The 17111-nt window shown below is 69.5% G+C and carries 12 protein-coding genes and 1 pseudogene; 5 read left to right on the top strand and 8 right to left on the bottom strand.

The window, feature by feature from the left end:
- Positions 1-165: 165 nt before the first annotated feature.
- Genes ACFYO0_RS08765 through ACFYO0_RS08750 form a run of 4 tightly spaced genes read left to right on the top strand, consistent with a single transcriptional unit; the run spans position 166 to position 3843 of the window.
- On the top strand, positions 166-1104 hold the full coding sequence (locus ACFYO0_RS08765; RefSeq protein WP_388672639.1) for an ATP-binding cassette domain-containing protein: 939 nt from the start codon (positions 166-168) through the stop codon (positions 1102-1104).
- On the top strand, positions 1104-1841 hold the full coding sequence (locus ACFYO0_RS08760) for an ABC transporter permease (protein ID WP_388672637.1): 738 nt from the start codon (positions 1104-1106) through the stop codon (positions 1839-1841). The genes ACFYO0_RS08765 and ACFYO0_RS08760 overlap by 1 nt, the downstream gene beginning before the upstream one ends.
- 33 nt (positions 1842-1874) lie before the next feature.
- On the top strand, positions 1875-3158 hold the full coding sequence (locus ACFYO0_RS08755) for a sensor histidine kinase (RefSeq protein ID WP_388672635.1): 1284 nt from the start codon (positions 1875-1877) through the stop codon (positions 3156-3158).
- A 52-nt stretch (positions 3159-3210) separates the two neighbouring features.
- A complete protein-coding gene (locus ACFYO0_RS08750; protein ID WP_388672784.1) occupies positions 3211-3843 on the top strand; it encodes a response regulator in 633 nt (210 codons plus the stop codon).
- An 87-nt stretch (positions 3844-3930) separates the two neighbouring features.
- On the opposite strand, the pseudogene ACFYO0_RS08745 reads toward ACFYO0_RS08750, so the two are convergent.
- From ACFYO0_RS08745 to ACFYO0_RS08715, 7 genes and pseudogenes are all read right to left on the bottom strand, one after another.
- A pseudogene (locus tag ACFYO0_RS08745) lies at positions 3931-4176 on the bottom strand (sigma factor); the annotation flags it as partial.
- Positions 4177-4271: 95 nt separating this feature from the next.
- On the bottom strand, positions 4272-5711 hold the full coding sequence (locus ACFYO0_RS08740) for an MFS transporter (RefSeq protein ID WP_388672633.1): 1440 nt from the start codon (positions 5709-5711) through the stop codon (positions 4272-4274).
- 153 nt (positions 5712-5864) lie between these two features.
- The gene (locus tag ACFYO0_RS08735) at positions 5865-7916 is read right to left on the bottom strand and encodes an RICIN domain-containing protein (protein WP_388672631.1); all 2052 of its coding nucleotides are present in this window, start codon (positions 7914-7916) and stop codon (positions 5865-5867) included.
- Between the two features lie 110 nt (positions 7917-8026).
- Entirely contained in the window at positions 8027-10069 is a 2043-nt protein-coding gene (locus tag ACFYO0_RS08730; RefSeq protein ID WP_388672629.1) for a beta-galactosidase, read from the bottom strand.
- A gap of 59 nt (positions 10070-10128) precedes the next feature.
- Positions 10129-11463 carry an ABC transporter substrate-binding protein gene (locus tag ACFYO0_RS08725; protein WP_388672627.1) on the bottom strand — a complete coding sequence of 445 codons (1335 nt, stop codon included), beginning with the start codon at positions 11461-11463 and terminating at the stop codon, positions 10129-10131.
- An 80-nt stretch (positions 11464-11543) separates the two neighbouring features.
- Positions 11544-12494 (bottom strand): carbohydrate ABC transporter permease, encoded by a 951-nt coding sequence (locus ACFYO0_RS08720; RefSeq protein ID WP_388672625.1) that lies wholly within the window; start codon positions 12492-12494, stop codon positions 11544-11546.
- Positions 12495-12498: 4 nt separating this feature from the next.
- Positions 12499-13428 (bottom strand): carbohydrate ABC transporter permease, encoded by a 930-nt coding sequence (locus tag ACFYO0_RS08715; protein WP_388672623.1) that lies wholly within the window; start codon positions 13426-13428, stop codon positions 12499-12501.
- 277 nt (positions 13429-13705) lie between these two features.
- Between ACFYO0_RS08715 and ACFYO0_RS08710 the strand changes: the two genes are divergently transcribed.
- Positions 13706-14704, top strand: coding sequence for a LacI family DNA-binding transcriptional regulator (locus tag ACFYO0_RS08710; protein ID WP_388672621.1), 999 nt, complete (start codon positions 13706-13708; stop codon positions 14702-14704).
- Between the two features lie 98 nt (positions 14705-14802).
- On the opposite strand, the gene ACFYO0_RS08705 is transcribed toward ACFYO0_RS08710, so the two are convergent.
- Entirely contained in the window at positions 14803-16986 is a 2184-nt protein-coding gene (locus ACFYO0_RS08705; protein ID WP_388672619.1) for an acyl-CoA dehydrogenase, read from the bottom strand.
- Positions 16987-17111: the final 125 nt, after the last annotated feature.

The following is a 17111-nucleotide window of genomic DNA, read 5'->3' as shown; positions in this document are numbered from 1 at the left end:
GGCGACCCTCTGTATAGCCCAGCTCCCAGCACTTGTGAAGACTCTGACGCTATGTCAGATGAGCTGCCTCGTAGTGCCGTGGGAGCGGGCAGTGACATTTGTCCCGTCCGAGTCCGTACAAGCGCATCTGCCGCGCGCCACCCCCGGATTCGTAGCGTCGTACCCATGGCAGAGACGGCACAGACAGCACGGACAGGTGGGACACATCAGGCCGTGTCCTTCATGGGGGCGGTCAAGACCTTCGGCTCGGTACGAGCCGTGGACGAAATCGATCTGGAGATGGCGCGCGGTGAGACGGTCGCCCTGCTCGGCCGCAACGGCGCCGGCAAGTCCACCGCGATCTCGCTGCTCCTCGGCCTGAACGAGCCCGACGAGGGTGTCGTACGGCTCTTCGGCGCGGCGCCGGAAGTGGCCGCACGCGCGGGCCGAGTGGGCGCCATGCTGCAGGACGGCCGGCCGGTGCCGCGGGTGACGGTGGGCGAGCTCGTCGGATTCGTCGCACGTACGTATCCGGCGCCGATGCCCGTCGCCGAGGCACTGGAGCTCGCGGGCATCGCCGAGCTGGCCGGGCGGCGCGTCGACCGGCTCTCCGGGGGCCAGACGCAGCGGGTGCGGTTCGCGGTCGCGCTCATCGGGAACCCCGCGCTGATCGTGCTCGACGAGCCCACCGCCGCGCTGGACGTGGAGGCGCGGTACGCCTTCTGGGACTCGATGCGGGCCTACGCCCGGCGCGGCCACACCGTCCTCTTCTCCACCCACTACCTGGAGGAGGCCGACGCCAACGCCGACCGGATCGTCGTCATCGACCGGGGCCGCATCGTCGCCGACGGCAGCGGTGAGCAGCTCAGGCGGTCGGCGGGCGGCAACCTGGTCACCTTCGACCTGGCGGGCCGCTCCACCGAGGGCCTGACCCTGCTGCCCGGCGTGGTGTCGGTGGAAGTGCGCGGCGACCGGGCCCGGCTTCGTACGGAGGACTCGGACGCGACGGTGATCGCACTGGCCGAGATGGGTGCCATACGGGGCCTGGAGGTGGCGCCCGCGTCGCTGGACGACGCGTTCATGGCGCTGACGTCGGGTTCGTCGGGCGTGCTGGAGAGGGTGTGATGGTGGTGACTGGTGTGGTGTGGGAGTACCTGCGGCTCGAAGTGCGGCGGACGCTGCGCGACCCCGGCTTCGTGGTCGGCACCGTCGTGATGCCGGTGACGATGTACCTGCTGTTCACCAACCTCGGTGACGGCGACGACAGCGGCTGGAAGACCGCCTCGATGGTCGGCATGGCCGCTTACGGGGCGATGGGCTCGGCCTTGAACACCGGTGCCGGCGTCGCCGAGGACAAGTCGACCGGCTGGCTGCGGCAGCTGCGGATCACGCCGATGACTCCGCGCCAGGTCGTGATCGGCCGGGCGCTGACCGGGGCGGTGACGGTGCTGCCCGCGCTGGTCGCGGTGCTGGCGGCGGGCGGTCTCGTCAACGGCGTACGGCTGGATCTGTGGAAGTGGGCGGCGATCGCGCTGCTGCTGTGGCTGGGCTCGATCCCGTTCACGCTGCTCGGTCTGGGCAACGGCTACCGGCTGACCGCGCAGACGACGGGGGTCGCCAACATGGCCTGCAATCTGGTGCTGGCCGTGGTCGGCGGCCTGTGGTTCCCGCTCGCCCTCTTCCCGGAGTGGCTGCGCTCGCTGTCCGCGTACACACCGACGAACCGGTTCGCGCAGCTCGGCAGGGCGGTCGCCGACGGGCATGCGCCGACCATGGGGGCGGTACTGGTGCTGAGCCTCTGGCTGCTGGCCTTCGGCTCGTACGCTGTTACTTCGTACCGCAGGGCCGCGCGAACCGTCTGAATCTGTCTGGAACCGTTTGAGCGGGGGCAGGGCATGTCCTGGATGACCAGGGTCAACTACTGGCTGGCCTTGCGGCACGCCGAGGGCTGTGAGCGGGGCCGGGCCCGGAAGAAGACCGGTCGGCCGCCGGAGGAACTCGGCCCGCCGCCCAGCGGCTTCGCCCTCCTCCCCTGGCTTCTGATGGGCATGGGCGCCTTCTCCAATCTGTTCCAGGGCAAGACCCCGAACCCCTGGGTCGGCGCCATCGGCCTGGTGGCCTTCAACTCCCTCTACATCGCGGTAGTGTTCCGGGCCTTCTCGAAGGAGGCGCGCGAGGCCCGCTCCACCCGCGTGATGCTGATCGCGCTGGGTGTGGTGACCTGCACACTCGCCATCGTCTACGGCGGCAGCTGGCTGCTCTTCTTCCCGCTGCTCGGCCTGGCGACGGGCGCGATCGTACGGGGGCCATGGCTCGGCAGGGTCGCGGTCGGACTGACCCTGCTCTCGGGCGTCACGGCCGGGGTCCGCGACGGCTGGGGTGCGATAAACGTCGCGTACGGCACCTTCCTGTCCACCATGGTGACGGCGGCGATCCTCTCCCTGTCCGAAGCGGTACGTGAACTCCGCGCCGCCCGCGAGGAGTTGGCCCGCCGTGCCGTCGAGGAGGAACGGCTGCGCTTCTCCCGGGACCTGCACGATCTGCTGGGCCACACCCTTTCCGTGATCGTGGTGAAGTCGGAGGCGGTCCGCCGGCTGGCCCGCCGCGACCTGGACGCGGCGCTCGTCCAGGTCGGGGACATCGAGTCGGTGGGCCGCCAGGCGCTCACGGAGGTCCGCGAGGCGGTGACCGGCTACCGCGAGGGCAGCCTGGCCACCGAACTCGACCGCGCCCGCTCGGCGTTGCAGACCGTCGGCATCGAACCCGTCGTACGCCAGTCGGGCCCGGCCCTCGCCGCCCGGACGGAAGCACTGCTGGGCTGGGTGATCCGCGAGGCCGTCACCAACGCCGTACGCCACAGCGGCGCGACCCGCTGCGAGATCGTGGTCGAGGGCGGCCTGGAACGCGTCCGCTTACGCATCTCGGACGACGGCCGCGGTGCGCTTCCCGCGTCCGGCCCGCCCCCGTCGATCCCCGGCATCGGCGGCACCGGGCTCAAGGGCCTCACGGAACGCCTCGCGGCGGCGGGCGGCTCGCTGGAGGCGGGGCCCGTTCCACGGGGCGGCTTCGTGGTGACGGCGGAACTGCCGGTGGAAACAGCCGAGTTGAGCGAAGAGGGGGATCCGGCGGGCGCTTCGCAGGAGGCGAGCGTGCTGAACCTGCCGGGGACGGCGGCCTGAAAGGCCAGGTCCGGAGCGCAACTGCCCGGCCTACGCTTGGGCCGTGAACGAGATGCCCCAGGACCACCGGCCCGCCAAGTCCATCCGCGTGCTGCTCGCCGAGGACCAGGGGATGATGCGGGGCGCCCTCGCCCTGCTGCTCGGTCTTGAGGAGGACATCGAGGTGGTCGCGCAGGTGGCTGCCGGGGACGTGATCGTGGACGCGGCCCTCGAGTCCCGGCCCGATGTCGCCTTGTTGGACATCGAGTTGCCTGGGATCAGCGGGCTCGACGCCGCCGCGCGGTTGCGGGACGAGGTACCCGACTGCCGGGTGCTGATCCTCACCACCTTCGGCCGGCCGGGGTATCTGCGGCGGGCCATGGAGGCGGGCGCGGCGGGGTTTCTGGTGAAGGACGGGCCCGTGGAGGAACTGGCCGCCTCGATCCGACGGGTGCTGACCGGCGAGACGGTGATAGATCCGGCGCTCGCCGCGGCCGCGTTGAGCGCCGGGCCGAGTCCGCTGACGGCCCGCGAGTGCGATGTACTGAAGGCCTCCGCCGACGGGGCGACCGTCAGCGACATAGCGGCCAAGCTCCACCTCTCCGAGTCCACGGTCCGCAATTACCTGTCCTCCGCGATCGGCAAGACGGGCACCCGCAACCGCATGGAGGCGATGCGGGAGGCCCGCCAGCAGGGCTGGCTCTAGAGGGCGACTGATCAATGCTCGGACCGGCCCGAACCGGGCCGGCCGCTGCACGGCGAGCGGTCAGGGGGGCGCCGAAGGACAAGTCGCCTTGAGGCGCCTGCGGTGCTTTCTCGCATGTGCGTTGATCATCAGGCGCCACACATACGCGTCCGGGTCGTCGGCGGCACTGACCTTGCGCCACGCCACATACACCCGCTCCAGCGACGACTGCACCAGGTCCTCCGCCGCGTGTTGCTCCCCCGTGAGGAGAAATGCCGTACGCATCAGCCGCGGCCAGCGGCCGGTGACGAAGCTCTGGAACTCCTCGTCCAGAATCTGCTTCCGATCCCCCATGGGCACCTCCTAGATGACCAATAGAGTCCATGGGCCTCGGATTCCGTTGCCTGCCCTCACGATCTTTTCGTGACGTCCGCCGGTACGTCCGTGGCTCAGTCGCTCGCAGCCCGCGCCGGCACCCGCCGCGGCAGCCACAGCAGCATCAGTACGGCGCCTCCCAGCAGCACGCCCGTGCCCGTACGGAAGGCCAGTGCGTAGCCCTCCGTCAGTGCCGCGGCCGATGTGCCGCCCCCGGTCCGGGCCGCCGCGATCGTCGACATCACCGCGAGTCCGAGCGAACCGCCCATCGTGCGCGAGGTGTTGACCAGGCCCGAGACCAGCCCGGCGTCCCCCGGCGCCGCCCCCGACGTGGCCAGCGAGCCGAGCGGCGTCGCGGACAGTCCGGCGCCGAGCATCATCAGGATCCCTGGGAACATGATCGCGGTGAGATACGTACCGTCCGCGCTCATCGTCGACTGCCAGCCGAACCCGATGGCGGCCACCAGCGTCCCGAGCACCGCGACATGGCGCGCCCCGGCGACGCGCATGAGGCGCGGCGCCGCCTTCGAGCCCAGCACCACAGCGAGCGAGCTGGGCATGAGCGCGAGCCCGCCCTCCAGCGGCGTGTAGCCGAGCACGTTCTGGGTGTACAGGGTCATGAAGAACCACATGCAGATCATGGCCGCGCCGCACAGGAACATCGCCACGTTCGCCGACGACACGGACCGTATGCGGAACAGCTTCAGGGGCATCAGTGGTGCCTTGGCCCGCGCTTCGACCAGCAGGAAGAGCCCGATGAGCGCGGCTCCGGCGAGTAGCGGGGCGAGGGCCGCGGACGAGGTCCAGCCCTCGGCCTCCGTCTGCACGATCCCGTACGAGAGGGTCGCGAGGCCCGCCGTCACCAGCAGCGCGCCCGGCAGATCGAGCCGCCGCCCGTCACCGGCCCGGCTCTCGACGAGCCACCGCAGGGCGCCGGCCAGTACGACGGCGCCGACGGGCACATTGATCAGCAGCACCCATCGCCAGGACAGTCCCTCGACCAGGAGTCCGCCGACGAGGCCGCCCGCCGCGCCGCCGCCCGCGCCGAAGGCGGTCCAGGTCGCGATGGCTCGCGCGCGCGGCGCCCCTTCCGGCACGGCCGAGGTCAGAATCGTCAGCGTCGAGGGCGCGAGCACGGCCGCGCCCAGCCCCTGCACGGCCCGCGCGAGCAGCAGCTGCCACTCGGCCTGGGCGAGCCCGCCGCCGAGGGACGCGAGCGTGAAGACGGTGAGCCCGATCAGGAACATCCGCTTGCGCCCGTACAGGTCCCCGGCCCGACCGCCGAGCAGCATGAATCCGGCCAAGGCGATCGTGTACGCGTTGACGACCCACTGGAGCCCCGTCGCGCTCAGCGCCAGGTCGGCCCGCATCGAGGGCAGGGCCACATTGACCACGGAGATGTCGAGCACCACGAGGAACTGGCCCGCGCAGGCGAGCGCGACGACCGCCCAGGTGGACGGCGCGGAATTTCGGGACACGGGTCTCGCTGCGGCGGCTCTGAGCATGACAGTCATGCTCTCAACCGGCCCGCGGCCCGTACATGGGAATTTCGTCCCTGGGGCGCTCGGCCGTGGGACCTACCACCCGCGCACCAGTACTGGAGAAAAGCGTGAAGCCTCCGGCCGCCGGACCGGAGGCGTCACGCCCCACACACAGGTGCTCGTGGATCAGTCAGTCACGTCCGTGACCCTCCAGCGCTGGTTGGAGCCGGAGTTGGGCGTCCACAGCGTTACCGCCGCGCCCTCATTGGTGGCCTGGCCGCCGACCTCCAGGAGGCGGCCGGTGGCGGCGTTGACGAGGGTGAAGGTGCCGTCACCGGTCGTCGACATGATCCACTGGGTGGCCTTGTCGCGGCGGCCCTCGTCGGGCTCCACCACCGGGGCGCCGTCACGGACGGCGAGGCGCTTGCCCTCCACCGGGTTGGTGAACACGTACCGCTGCCGGTTGTCCGTGTCACCGCTGATCTGCCGCAGCTTCCACTGCTGGCCGGCAACAGCGGTACCCGTGGCGGCCGACTTGATGACCAGGTTGGTGCCGTTGTCGGCGACGGTCAGTGCCTTGCCGCTCTGCACGCCGGTCAGCTCGTAGGTGTGGCCCTTCTGGAGCAGCGCGGCGTCCTTGGCGACACCGGACACACCCTTGACGACGAAGGAGGTCACCGACTGGGCGGGCACGGTGAAGGTGGCCTTGCGCTCGCTGACCTTGATGGGCTTGTGCCGCTCGAGCTTGTTGTCGGCGCTGGTCACCACGGGGGTGACAGTGGCCTTGCGGCTGATCTTGCCGAACTTGGACAGGTCGACGGTGACCGTACGGGCGCCGGTGGTGCTGTTGACGTGGACGACGCTCGCCCCGTCGCCCTTCTTGGAGACGGCGGCGGCGCTGGAGGTGTCGTTCACCTGGATCAGCCGGTCGCCGGGCTTGATGTAGTGCGTGAAGTTCCGGGCGGTGTCGAACTTCGTGTTGGTGTAGATCGGGCAGGTCTCGAGGGTGTCCTCGGAGGTGCAGCTGAACGGGAGCTGGATGCTGCCCCAGTTGCCGCCCTTCGCGGACTCGCCGCCGGGCTTCATGTTGTCGTAGTCCTCGACGGGCTGCCAGAACACCCAGGCGCTGGGCTCCAGTTCGCGCAGGTCGTCGACGATGCGCTGGGCGAGGCCGAGGCCCGGCCGCATGTCCGTGAAGCTCTGGCCGTCGCCCCAGTCGCCCTCGACCTCGCTCATCCACAGCGGCTTGTCCTCGGCCTTGGCGAGGTCGCGCGCGCTGGTGCGGCCGCCGGTGCCGTAGGTGTGGACGTTCATCTGGTCGACGAGGTCGCGCACCTCCTGCGGGTAGCTGAGCCAGTTCTGCGTGAAGGTGCTCGGGTTGGTCTCGTCCATCGCGGAGATCTCCGCGTCGGTACGGGACTTGTCCAGGACCGGGGCCAGCGCGCGGAGCACCTTCTGCTGGAGCTCGGGGCCCATGTGGGCGCCTTCCTGACGGCCGCCGACGGGCTCGCCGTCGGGTCCCAGGCGGGTGCCCCAGTAGTCGGTGTTCGGCTCGTTGAACGGGTCGAGGGTGTCGACGTCGATCTTGTGGGCCTTCTCAAGGCGCTCGGTGGCGCCCACCAGGTACTTCGCGAAGTCCTCGACGGACTCCGTCTTCAGCTGGTCCTTGCTGGAGTCGAAGCCGCCGGAGACATAGCCGCTCTCGGTCATGAACCAGGGCGGCGAGTTGCTGAAGGTCTCCCAGTGGGTGATGTCCTTCTTGATCCGGTCCACCCACCAGCGCTGGGTCGCGTCGGCCTTGGGGTTCCAGTCGTTCTTGTCCTCGGCGCTCCACCAGTCGGTGTCCTCGCGGGTGGTGCCGGCCGGGGCCTTCCACCAGCCCTCGACGGCTCCTCCGGCGCGCAGGTAGTCCTTGACGTCCGGGGCGTTGCCGCCGCCGATGTTGTAGCGGGCGATGTTCAGGGCGAGACCGCTGTCGTCGAAGAGGAGCTTCGCCAGCTTCTCCCGTATCGCGGGCGGATAGTCGCCGGTGGCGTTCGCGAACCAGACCAGGCTGGTGCCCCAGCCCTCGAACTTGTCGTGCTTGTAGGAGGGATCGGGCCGGACGGTGACGGTGGGGGTGTCCGCTGCCGCGACCTGCGCCGTGGACGACGGGGCGGAGACCAGGGCGGCCCCGGTGGCCAGAGCGGTGAGGCCGGCGGCTCCGAGGAGCCGTCTGCTGCGGGTACGGCGTGCCATCAAGTGCTCCCAACTGCGGTGGTGGTCGCTGTGCTCGTCCTCCCGCCCGTCGGGCAGGAGGGATGGCCCTCGAACGGGTGCGGTGCTGTCCGAGGAGGTCGGGGTGGAGATCAGGTGGTGGGCTGACGGAGTACGGCGACGTCCCGGGGCGGCAGGACGAGTGCGTTGCCGTCGTCCGCCCGGCCCACCAGGAGTTCTCCGGCGATTCCGGGCAGGGGCACCGTCTCGTCGGTGCGGTTGACCAGGAACAGGTAGCGGCTGCCGGCGTCACGGCGTACGGCGAGTTCGACCAACCCGCTTGCTCCGGCGGGCAGTTCACTCTCGACGCCCGCCGGGGCGAGCAGCCCGGGGAGCAGTCCGGCCAGCCCGCCCGGTCCGAGCCGGGTCGAGACGTACGCGGCCGAACCCCGTCCGGTGGCACGGCGGGTGACGGCGGGGAGGCCGGCGTACGCACCGGTGCGGTAGCGGGCCAGGACCTCCGCCTCCGGGTCGGTGACGGTGATCCGGTCGGTCCACAGCGAGCCCGTACCAGCGCCGTCCAGCTCTACGGTCTCCCCGTCGAGCAGCGGTCCGAACTCCTCGATGCGGATGCCGAGCAGCTCGCGCAGGGCGCCCGGGTAGCCGCCGAGCCAGATGTGGTCGTTCTCGTCGACGACTCCGGAGAAGTACGTGGTGACCAGGTGGCCGCCGCTCTCGACGTACCGCGTGAGCGCCTTGGCGAGTTCGGCGGGGACGACGTGGAGGACGGGCGTGATCAGGACGCGGTAGCGGTCGAGGTCGGTGCGGGTGGTGACGAGGTCGGCGCGGATGCCGAGGGCGAGGAGCGCGGAGTACCAGTCGAGCGCTTCCTGGCGGTAGTCGAGCAGAGAGGTGGGGTGGGAGTCCTGCTCACTCGCCCACCAGGACTCCCAGTCGAAGACGATGCCCACGGGGGCGGGCTCGCGCTCGCTGCCCGCGACCGGGGCCAGGGTCTTGAGGGTGTCGCCGAGGGCCACCACCGCGCGGAAGAGGTCGCTGTCCTCGCCGGCGTGCGGCACCATCGCCGAGTGGTACTTCTCGGCACCGGCCGCCGACTGCCGCCACTGGAAGTAGCACACGGCGTCGGCGCCGTGCGCGACGTGCAGCAGCGAGTCACGGGCCAGCTCTCCGGGCCGTTTGGCCACGTTGACGGGCTGCCAGTTGACGGCGCTCGTGGAGTGCTCCATCAGGAACCAGGGCTGTCCGCCCGCGATGCCGCCGGTCAGGTTGGCGGAGAAGGACAGCTCGTCGCGGTCCTGGGGGCCGGGGTGGACGTAGTGGTCGTTGGAGACGAAGTCGATCTCGGGGGCCCAGTCGGCGTAGTTCATGCCCTTGGTGCCGCCCATCACCATGAAGTTGGTGGTGATGGGCACGTCGGGCGTGATCTCCCGCAGTACGTCCCGTTCGGCGCGCAGATACTCCTTGAGCGCGTCGGAGGAGAACCGCTTGAAGTCCAGCTGCTGTGTGGGGTTCGGGTGGGAGGCGGCCAGCCGGGGCGGCAGGATCTGCTCCCATTCGCTGTAGCGCTGGGACCAGAAGGCCGTGCCCCAGGCGTGGTTGAGCGCCTCCAGCGTCGTATAGCGGGCACGCAGCCAGTCGCGGAAGGCGCCGGCCGCGTCGTCGGAGTAGTCGTAGATGTTGTGGCAGCCCAGCTCGTTGGAGATGTGCCAGGCCACCAGGGCGGGATGACCGGCGTACCGCTCGGCCATCTTCCGCACCAGGCGGAGCGCGTACTTCCGGAACACCGGCGAGGTGGGCCGCCAGTGCTGCCGCGCCCCCGGCCACACCGTCTCACCGGAGACGGTCACCGGAAGGATCTCCGGGTGCGCCGTGGTGAGCCAGGGTGGCGGGGACGCGGTGGCGGTGGCGAGGTCGACCCCGATGCCGCCCGCGTGCAACAGGCCCATGATCTCGTCGAGCCACCCGAAGTCCCACTCGTTCCGGGCCGGCTGGATGCGGGCCCAGGAGAAGATCCCCACGGAGACCAGGTTGACGCCGGCCTCACGCATCAGCCTTACGTCTTCCTCCCACACCTCGCGCGGCCACTGCTCGGGGTTGTAGTCGGCGCCGTACACGAGGCGTGGGGTGGGGTCACCGTCCGGCCCGTGCAGCTGGGACAGGAGGGTGGAGATCATGGTGGTCCTTCCGGTGTGTCGCGCGGGCGGCGTGGGGCGTACCTCGGCTGCTCGCTCGACTACTCGACGGTGAAGCCCTGTTCCTTGCCGTACTTGACGGAGGCGTCCTGCCAGGACTTCAGACCCTCGGAGAGCTTGGTGTTCGAGACGTAGGCCTTGCCGACGGTGTCGTTGAAGATCGAGTTCGCGTACTGCTGGAAGGGCAGGTACGACCAGTCGTCGGACACGTTGGCCGCGGACTCGGCGAATATCTCGTTGGCCTTCTGCCCGCCCAAGTACTCGAACTCGGTGTTCTGGAACTCCTGGGACTCGAGCTCCGCCTTGGTCGCCGGGAAGGCGCCCTCCTTGATCCGGCTCTGCACACCGGCACCGGAGTTCGCGTACTCGACGAAGGCGTACGCGAGTTCCTCGTTCTCGCCCAGCTCGGGCAGGGCGAGGGAGCTGCCGCCGTTCTCCGCGCTGGCCTTGTCGCCCTTGGTCCAGGCCGGCATCGGCGCCGCGCGCCAGTCGCCGGCCGCCTGCGGCACGCCGGTGACGAAGTTGGCGGGCATCCAGGCGCCGGTGGTCAGGGTGGCGATGGTGCCGTCGCCCAGGCCCTTGTACCAGTCGTCGGTCCAGCCGGTGATGGGTGCGAGGAGCTTCTCGTCGATGAGCGGCTGCCAGGTGTCGGTGTACTTCTTGGCGCCCGCGTCGGAGAAGTCGACCTTCACGTTGGTGCCGTCGACCTTGTAGGGGCGGGAGCCGGCCTGCCACAGCATGCTGGTGGTGAAGCCCGCGTCGCCCGCGTCGTTGGCGATGAAGACCTTGGGGTCGGCCTTCTGCAGCTTGCGGGCCGCGTCCACGTACTCGTCCCAGGTGGTGGGCACCGCGATCTTGTGCTTGTCGAAGATCGTCTTGTTGTAGAACATGGCCATGGGACCGGAGTCCATCGGCAGGCCGTAGACGGCCTCGCCCTCGCTCACGGCGTTCCACGGGCCGGGGGTGTACTTGTCCTTGAGCTTGTCGGCGCCGAAGGGCGCCAGGTCGGCGAGGCCCTTGGTGAGGGCGTACTGGCTCAGCGCGAAGTACTCGACCTGCGCGACGTCGGGGACGCCCTTCTCGGCGGAGATGGCGTTCGTCAGGGCGGTGTAGTGCTTGTCACCGGACCGCTCGCCGACGAGCTCCACCTTGACCTTCGGGTACTTCTTCTGGAAGTCGGCGGCGACCGTCTTCAGCGTGGGCTCCCAGGCCCAGACCTTGATCGTGCCGCCCTTCTCCAGAGCCGCCTGGATGTCGTCGGCGGACACCGGCTCCGAGCCGGCGCTGTCTTCGGAGCCGCCGCAGGCGGTCGCCCCCAGGGCGAGGACGGAGAGGACTGCGATGCCGCGCATCAGGCGGCTTGTGGTTCTGCGCATGGAGGTGCTTCCACTTCTTCGTGGGTGGGACAGGGCGAGGGTTTTGACGTTGTGTGGGGGCGTGGGGCCTTCGGGGACGGTCACTCCTTGACGCTTCCGGCGGCGAGCCCGGACTGCCAGTACTTCTGCAGCAGCAGGAACGCGGCGATCAGCGGCACGATGGTGAGCAGCGAACCGGTGATCACCAAGTTGAAGATCACATCACCGCCGATCGTCTCGGCCTGGGAGTTCCAGGCGCTCAGCCCCAGGGTCAGCGGGTACCAGTCCGGATCCTTGAGCATGATCAACGGCAGGAAGTAGTTGTTCCATGTGGCGACCGTGGTGAACAGCAGGACCGTCACGATGCCGGGGGCGAGCAGCGGCAGGGCGACCTGGAAGAAGGTGCGCGCCTCACTAGCTCCGTCCACACGGGCCGCCTCCAGCAGTTCGGCGGGGATGGCCTCGGTGGCGAAGACCCACATCAGGTACAGGCCGAAGGGCGAGACGAGCGAGGGCAGGATCACCGCCCACGGGGTGTCGGTCAGCCCCATCTTGCTGAACATCAGGAAGGTCGGCACGGCGAGTGCGGTGCCCGGGACGGCGACGGCACCGATGACCGTGGCGAAGACGCCGCGCTTGCCGGGGAAGTCGAACTTCGCCAGCGCGTAGCCGCCCAGGATCGCCAGGAAGGTGGCCCCGCCGGCGCCGAGGACGACGTACAGCAGCGTGTTCAGCAGCCAGCGGGTGAAGATGCCGTCGTTGTACGTGAACGTGTCGCTGATGTTGGACCACAGGGCGAAGTCGTCTGCGAACCACAGCCCGGACGAGTCGGCCAGCCCCTCCTGGGTCTTGGTGGCGCTGATGACCAGCCAGATCAGCGGCACCACGGTGTAGAGCAGCATCAGGCCGGTGAGCACGGTCAGCAGCACACTGCGCTTGGGGCGCCCGGGGGTGTGCTTCTTTCCGGGTGTACGCAGCCGGGGTGTGCCCTTGCCGGAGCCTGCGGCCGGAGCGGTCGGAGACTTGGCGGCGGCGGTGAGAGGGGTGCTCATCGGGTCACGCTCCCTTGCGCATGCCGCGAAGCTGCACGATGTAGGCGATCACCATGGTGATCAGCCCCATGATGATGGCGACCGCCGCGGAGTAGTTCTGCTGCTGGCCGTTGAAGGACAGCGAGTACGTGTAGAAGTTCGGCGTGTAGTCCGTCGTGATGGCGTTGCGCGCCAGCTGCCGCAGGATGTTCGGCTCGTTGAAGAGCTGGAAGCTGCCGATGATCGAGAAGATCGTCGCGATGACGAGGGCACCGCGGATGGCGGGGAGCTTGATCGCGGTGATGACGCGGAACTGTCCGGCGCCGTCGATCTCCGCGGCCTCGTAGAGCGAGTGCGGGATGACCCGCAACGCGGAGTAGAAGATCAGCATGTTGTAGCCGACGAACTCCCAGGTGACGATGTTGCCGATCGACGCCAGGACCAGATCGGTCGAGAGCGGGTCGGGCAGGGTGACACCGAAGGCGTCGTTGATGTCGCCGACCAGGCCGTAGCGGGTGCCGTACATGAAGCCCCACATAAGAGTGGCGACCACTGCGGGCACCGCGTACGGCAGGAAGATCGCGATCCGGAAGAAGTCCTTGCCGTACAGCCGCCCGCTGTCCAGGGCGAGTGCGATGAGCAGGGCGATGCCCAGCATGATCGGCACCTGGACGAGGAGGAAGAGGGAGACCCGGATGAGGGAGTCCCAGAACCGGTCGTCCTCGAGGGCCTGGGTGTAGTTGTCCAGGCCGACGAACTGGTTGCCGCCGATCAACTGGTCACGGAACAGGCTGAGATAGATCGAGTACGCGATCGGCGCCAGGAAGACGAGGGCGAAGACCGCCACGAAGGGGCCGATGAACCCCCAGCCCGTCCAGGAGCGGCGGCTGCGTTTCGCCGAGGGCCGGGGGCCTGGAGGCCGGTCCGCGGCCACCGGCGGTTGTAGCGTCGTCATGTCGTTCCTCGTTCATCCATCCCGGAACCGGCGTTGTGCGCCGCCGAAGATGTTTGCGCAAACATTCCGCTTTGCGAGCGGCCATGGGCTGTTATGTTTACGTAAACATCTGATGGCGGAATGTCTACACTGCCCCGATCACGACGGTCAAGGGTCGGCAGCGGAAACTGCGCCCGAGCGACAAGGGAGACGGGTGGACACTGCGGACAACGCGTCCGTGCCGAGAGCACGAGTGCGTACCAGGACAAGGGCAGGTCGCCCCACCCAGAGCGCGTCCATGGCGGATGTCGCCCGGCTGGCCGGCGTCTCCTCACAGACGGTCTCCCGGGTTTCCAATGGTTATGAAGGCGTGACCGAGGAGACCCGCCGACAGGTGCTCGCGGCCATGGAAGAGCTGGGATACCGCCCCAACAGCGCCGCACGGGCCCTCAAACGCGGCGAGTTCCGCACCATTGGGGTCATCACCTTCGGCCTGGCGACCACGGGCAACGTGCGCACCCTGGAGGCGATCGCCACCTCCGCGGCCCACGAGGGCTACGCCGTCACACTCCTGCCCGTCGCCGTCCCCACCCAGAACGAGGTCCGCGGCGCCTTCTCCCGCCTCGGGGAACTGGCCGTTGACGCCGTCATCGTCATCCTGGAGGTGCACCTCCTCGACGCGGTGACCCTCTCCCTGCCACCGCACGTCCGCATCGTCGTGGCCGACTCGGACGCCGGAGACCGCTACACCGTGGTCGACACCGACCAGGCCGGCGGCAGCCGCACCGCCGTACGCCACCTCCTGGACCTCGGCCACCACACGGTCTGGCACCTGGCGGGCCCCGAGGAGTCCTACGCGGCAGAGCGCCGCGCCCAGGCCTGGCGCACCGAACTCACCGAGGCCGGACGCCCCACACCACCTCTCGTACGGGGCGACTGGTCGGCCGAGTCCGGCTACCTGGCCGGTCTCGAACTCGCCCGCCAGAAGGACTGCACAGCGATCTTCGCCGCCAACGACCAGATGGCACTCGGCCTGCTGCGCGCCCTGCACGAACAGGGCCGGAAAGTACCGGACGACGTCAGCGTCATCGGCTTCGACGACATCGCCGAGGCCGGCTCCTTCCTGCCTCCCTTGACCACGGTCCACCAGGACTTCGCCGAGGTGGGACGGCTCTGCGTGGAGGGCGTGCTGCGGCAGATGCGCCATGACGAGACGGAACACGGCACGACGCTGGTGCCTACGCGGCTCGTTGTACGCAGCAGCACGGGACCGGTGAGGGCTCGACGGGAACGGTGAGTGAGTAACCGGCGGGCCGGTGGGGGCTGGTCGCACCCACGCGGCGGAGCCACAGATGGACACAGCCCCGCGCCCTTACGGGGCCTGTCGGGCGCGCCTCAGTCCCTCGGCAGCCCGAGGATCCGCTCGGCGACCACGTTCAGCTGTACCTGTGTCGTGCCGCCGGCGATGGTCAGGCAGCGGGAGAGGAGGAAGCTGTGTACGGCCCGCTTCCCCGCTCCCTCGCACAACGCGCCCTGCGGGCCGAGGAGTTCGAGGGCGAGTTCGGCGATCTTCTGCTGGTGCAGGGTCTGGACGAGTTTGCGTATGGAGGCTCCGGCGCCCGGTTCCAGGCCCGATACCTGTTGCATGGTCGTACGGAGCCCGATGCAGGCCAGTGCGTGCGCCTCGGCGATGAGGGCGCCCAGCCGGACCCGTACGGCATCGTCCAGGTCTCTGGCAAGGAGCGCCTCGATACCGGTGCCGAAGGTCAACTGATCGGCCATATGGACGCGTTCGTTACCAAGCGTATTGCGGGCGACCTTCCACCCGTCGTCGACGGACCCGACCACCGCGTCCGCAGGCAGCACCACATCGTCGAAGTAGACCTCGTTGAACAGTGACTCCCCGGTGATCTCCTTCAACGGACGGACATCGATACCCTCCGTGTTCTTCATGTCGACGACGAAGTACGTGAGCCCCTTGTGCTTGGGCGCCTCCGGATTCGTACGGGCGAGCAGGATCCCGTAGTCCGCCCAGCGGGCCGAACTCGTCCACACCTTCTGCCCGTTGACCCGCCAGGACCCGTCGGCGGTCCGCTCGGCCCGCGTCCGTAGCGAGGCGAGGTCGGACCCGGCGCCGGGTTCCGAGAACAGCTGGCACCAGAGCACGTCCCCGCTGAGCGTCGGCAGCAGATACCGCTCCTGCTGCTCCCTCGTCCCGTACGCGATGAGCGACGGCACGACCCAGGTGGCGATCCCCAGATCGCTCAGCCGTACGCCCGCAGCGGCCAACTCCTGCTGAACGGCAAGCTGTTGGACGGGCCCGGCGCCGAGTCCGTACGGGGCGGGCAGATGCGGGGCGGCGTATCCGGTGGGCGCCAACTCCCGCCGTACGGCAGACGGTTCAAGACCACGCACACGCTCGACGACCTCACGGGCCTGAGCACGATGGGCCCCCGCCCCCTCCGGCAGATCCAGCCGCAGCTCCCTCCGCACACCACTCTCCGCGAGCCGCACGGCGCGCAGCCGGTGTACGTCGCCGGTGCCGAACAGCTGCCGCGCCACCACCGCCCGCCGCAGAAACAGATGGGCATCGTGCTCCCAGGTGAACCCGATCCCGCCGAGAACCTGAATGCAGTCCTTGGCGCAGGAGTACGCGGCGTCCAGGGCATCGGCGGCGGCGAGGGCCGAGACCAACTCTCGTACACCGTCCGGCTCTTGAAGCGCCCGCGCCGCGTCCCAGGTGAGCGCCCGGGCCCGTTCGACCCGTACCAGCATGTCGGCGCACAGATGCTTCACACCCTGGAAACGCCCGATGGGCTGCCCGAACTGCTCACGGACCTTGGCGTATTCGGAGGCGGTGTGCAACGCCCAGGCGGCGGTACCGCAGGCGTCCGCGGCGAGAACGACGGCGGCCAGGTCTCGCACCAGCGCGGAGTCGACGGCCTCGACGGGGAGCACGCGCTCGGCGGGTACGCGCACCCCGTCCGCCCGGACCTCGGCGGTCGCGCGCGTAGGGTCGGCGCTCTCGTGCGCCCGTACGACCAGGTCGGCGGCATCGACGGCCAACCACACCACCCCGCCCACCCCATCCGAGGCGGCCAGGATCAGCAGGTCGGCGTCGGCCCCGGACAGCACCGGCGGGGCGGTCCCGTCGAGGAGGTACCCGCCCTCCTCACCCGGGGCAACGGTCATCGACCCCGCCGCGAAAGCCACGGCCCCCACCCGCTCCCCCGACGCCAGCGCCCGCACCAACCGGCCCTCCCCTGCCTCGTCCGCCCCCGCACGGACGAGCACGAGCGAGGCGATCAGAGACGGGACGTACGGCCCCGGCAGCGCGGCCCGCGCGGCCTCCTCCACCACGACGGCCAGGTCGAGGAGATCGCCGCCACCACCGCCGTACGCCTCGGGCAGATGCACACCGAGCAGCCCCTGCGCGGCGAGCCCGTCCCAGTACGCGGGTCTGCCCTCACCGGGCGAATCGAGGAGTTTGCGCACCTCCTCGGGCGGCACCGCCCGCGCGATCCACCCACGCACGGCTTCCGCCAACTCCCGCTGTTCACGCGTGATCCCGATGCCCATACAGGTCTCGCCTCCCCAAGGTCGGCGAAAGACTAGAACACGTTCCAATCTGATGGAAGGTCAGAAACTGCCTGGATGCTGACGCCGGATCAGATGGTCAAGAATTCGTTAGGGACCCGAAGCAA

The organism is Streptomyces sp. NPDC006365 (assembly GCF_042870755.1).
In the GTDB taxonomy this organism is placed as follows: Bacteria; Actinomycetota; Actinomycetes; order Streptomycetales; family Streptomycetaceae; genus Streptomyces; species Streptomyces xiangluensis.
This window is presented reverse-complemented; position numbering and strand designations above follow the sequence as displayed.

Coding starts and splice junctions, on each gene's coding strand:
- ACFYO0_RS08765 (WP_388672639.1), top strand. CDS start 166: ATGGCAGAGACGGCACAGACAGCACGGACAGGTGGGACACATCAGGCC.
- ACFYO0_RS08760 (WP_388672637.1), top strand. CDS start 1,104: ATGGTGGTGACTGGTGTGGTGTGGGAGTACCTGCGGCTCGAAGTGCGG.
- ACFYO0_RS08755 (WP_388672635.1), top strand. CDS start 1,875: ATGTCCTGGATGACCAGGGTCAACTACTGGCTGGCCTTGCGGCACGCC.
- ACFYO0_RS08750 (WP_388672784.1), top strand. CDS start 3,211: ATGCCCCAGGACCACCGGCCCGCCAAGTCCATCCGCGTGCTGCTCGCC.
- ACFYO0_RS08740 (WP_388672633.1), bottom strand. CDS start 5,711: ATGACTGTCATGCTCAGAGCCGCCGCAGCGAGACCCGTGTCCCGAAAT.
- ACFYO0_RS08735 (WP_388672631.1), bottom strand. CDS start 7,916: ATGGCACGCCGTACCCGCAGCAGACGGCTCCTCGGAGCCGCCGGCCTC.
- ACFYO0_RS08730 (WP_388672629.1), bottom strand. CDS start 10,069: ATGATCTCCACCCTCCTGTCCCAGCTGCACGGGCCGGACGGTGACCCC.
- ACFYO0_RS08725 (WP_388672627.1), bottom strand. CDS start 11,463: ATGCGCAGAACCACAAGCCGCCTGATGCGCGGCATCGCAGTCCTCTCC.
- ACFYO0_RS08720 (WP_388672625.1), bottom strand. CDS start 12,494: ATGAGCACCCCTCTCACCGCCGCCGCCAAGTCTCCGACCGCTCCGGCC.
- ACFYO0_RS08715 (WP_388672623.1), bottom strand. CDS start 13,428: ATGACGACGCTACAACCGCCGGTGGCCGCGGACCGGCCTCCAGGCCCC.
- ACFYO0_RS08710 (WP_388672621.1), top strand. CDS start 13,706: ATGGCGGATGTCGCCCGGCTGGCCGGCGTCTCCTCACAGACGGTCTCC.
- ACFYO0_RS08705 (WP_388672619.1), bottom strand. CDS start 16,986: ATGGGCATCGGGATCACGCGTGAACAGCGGGAGTTGGCGGAAGCCGTG.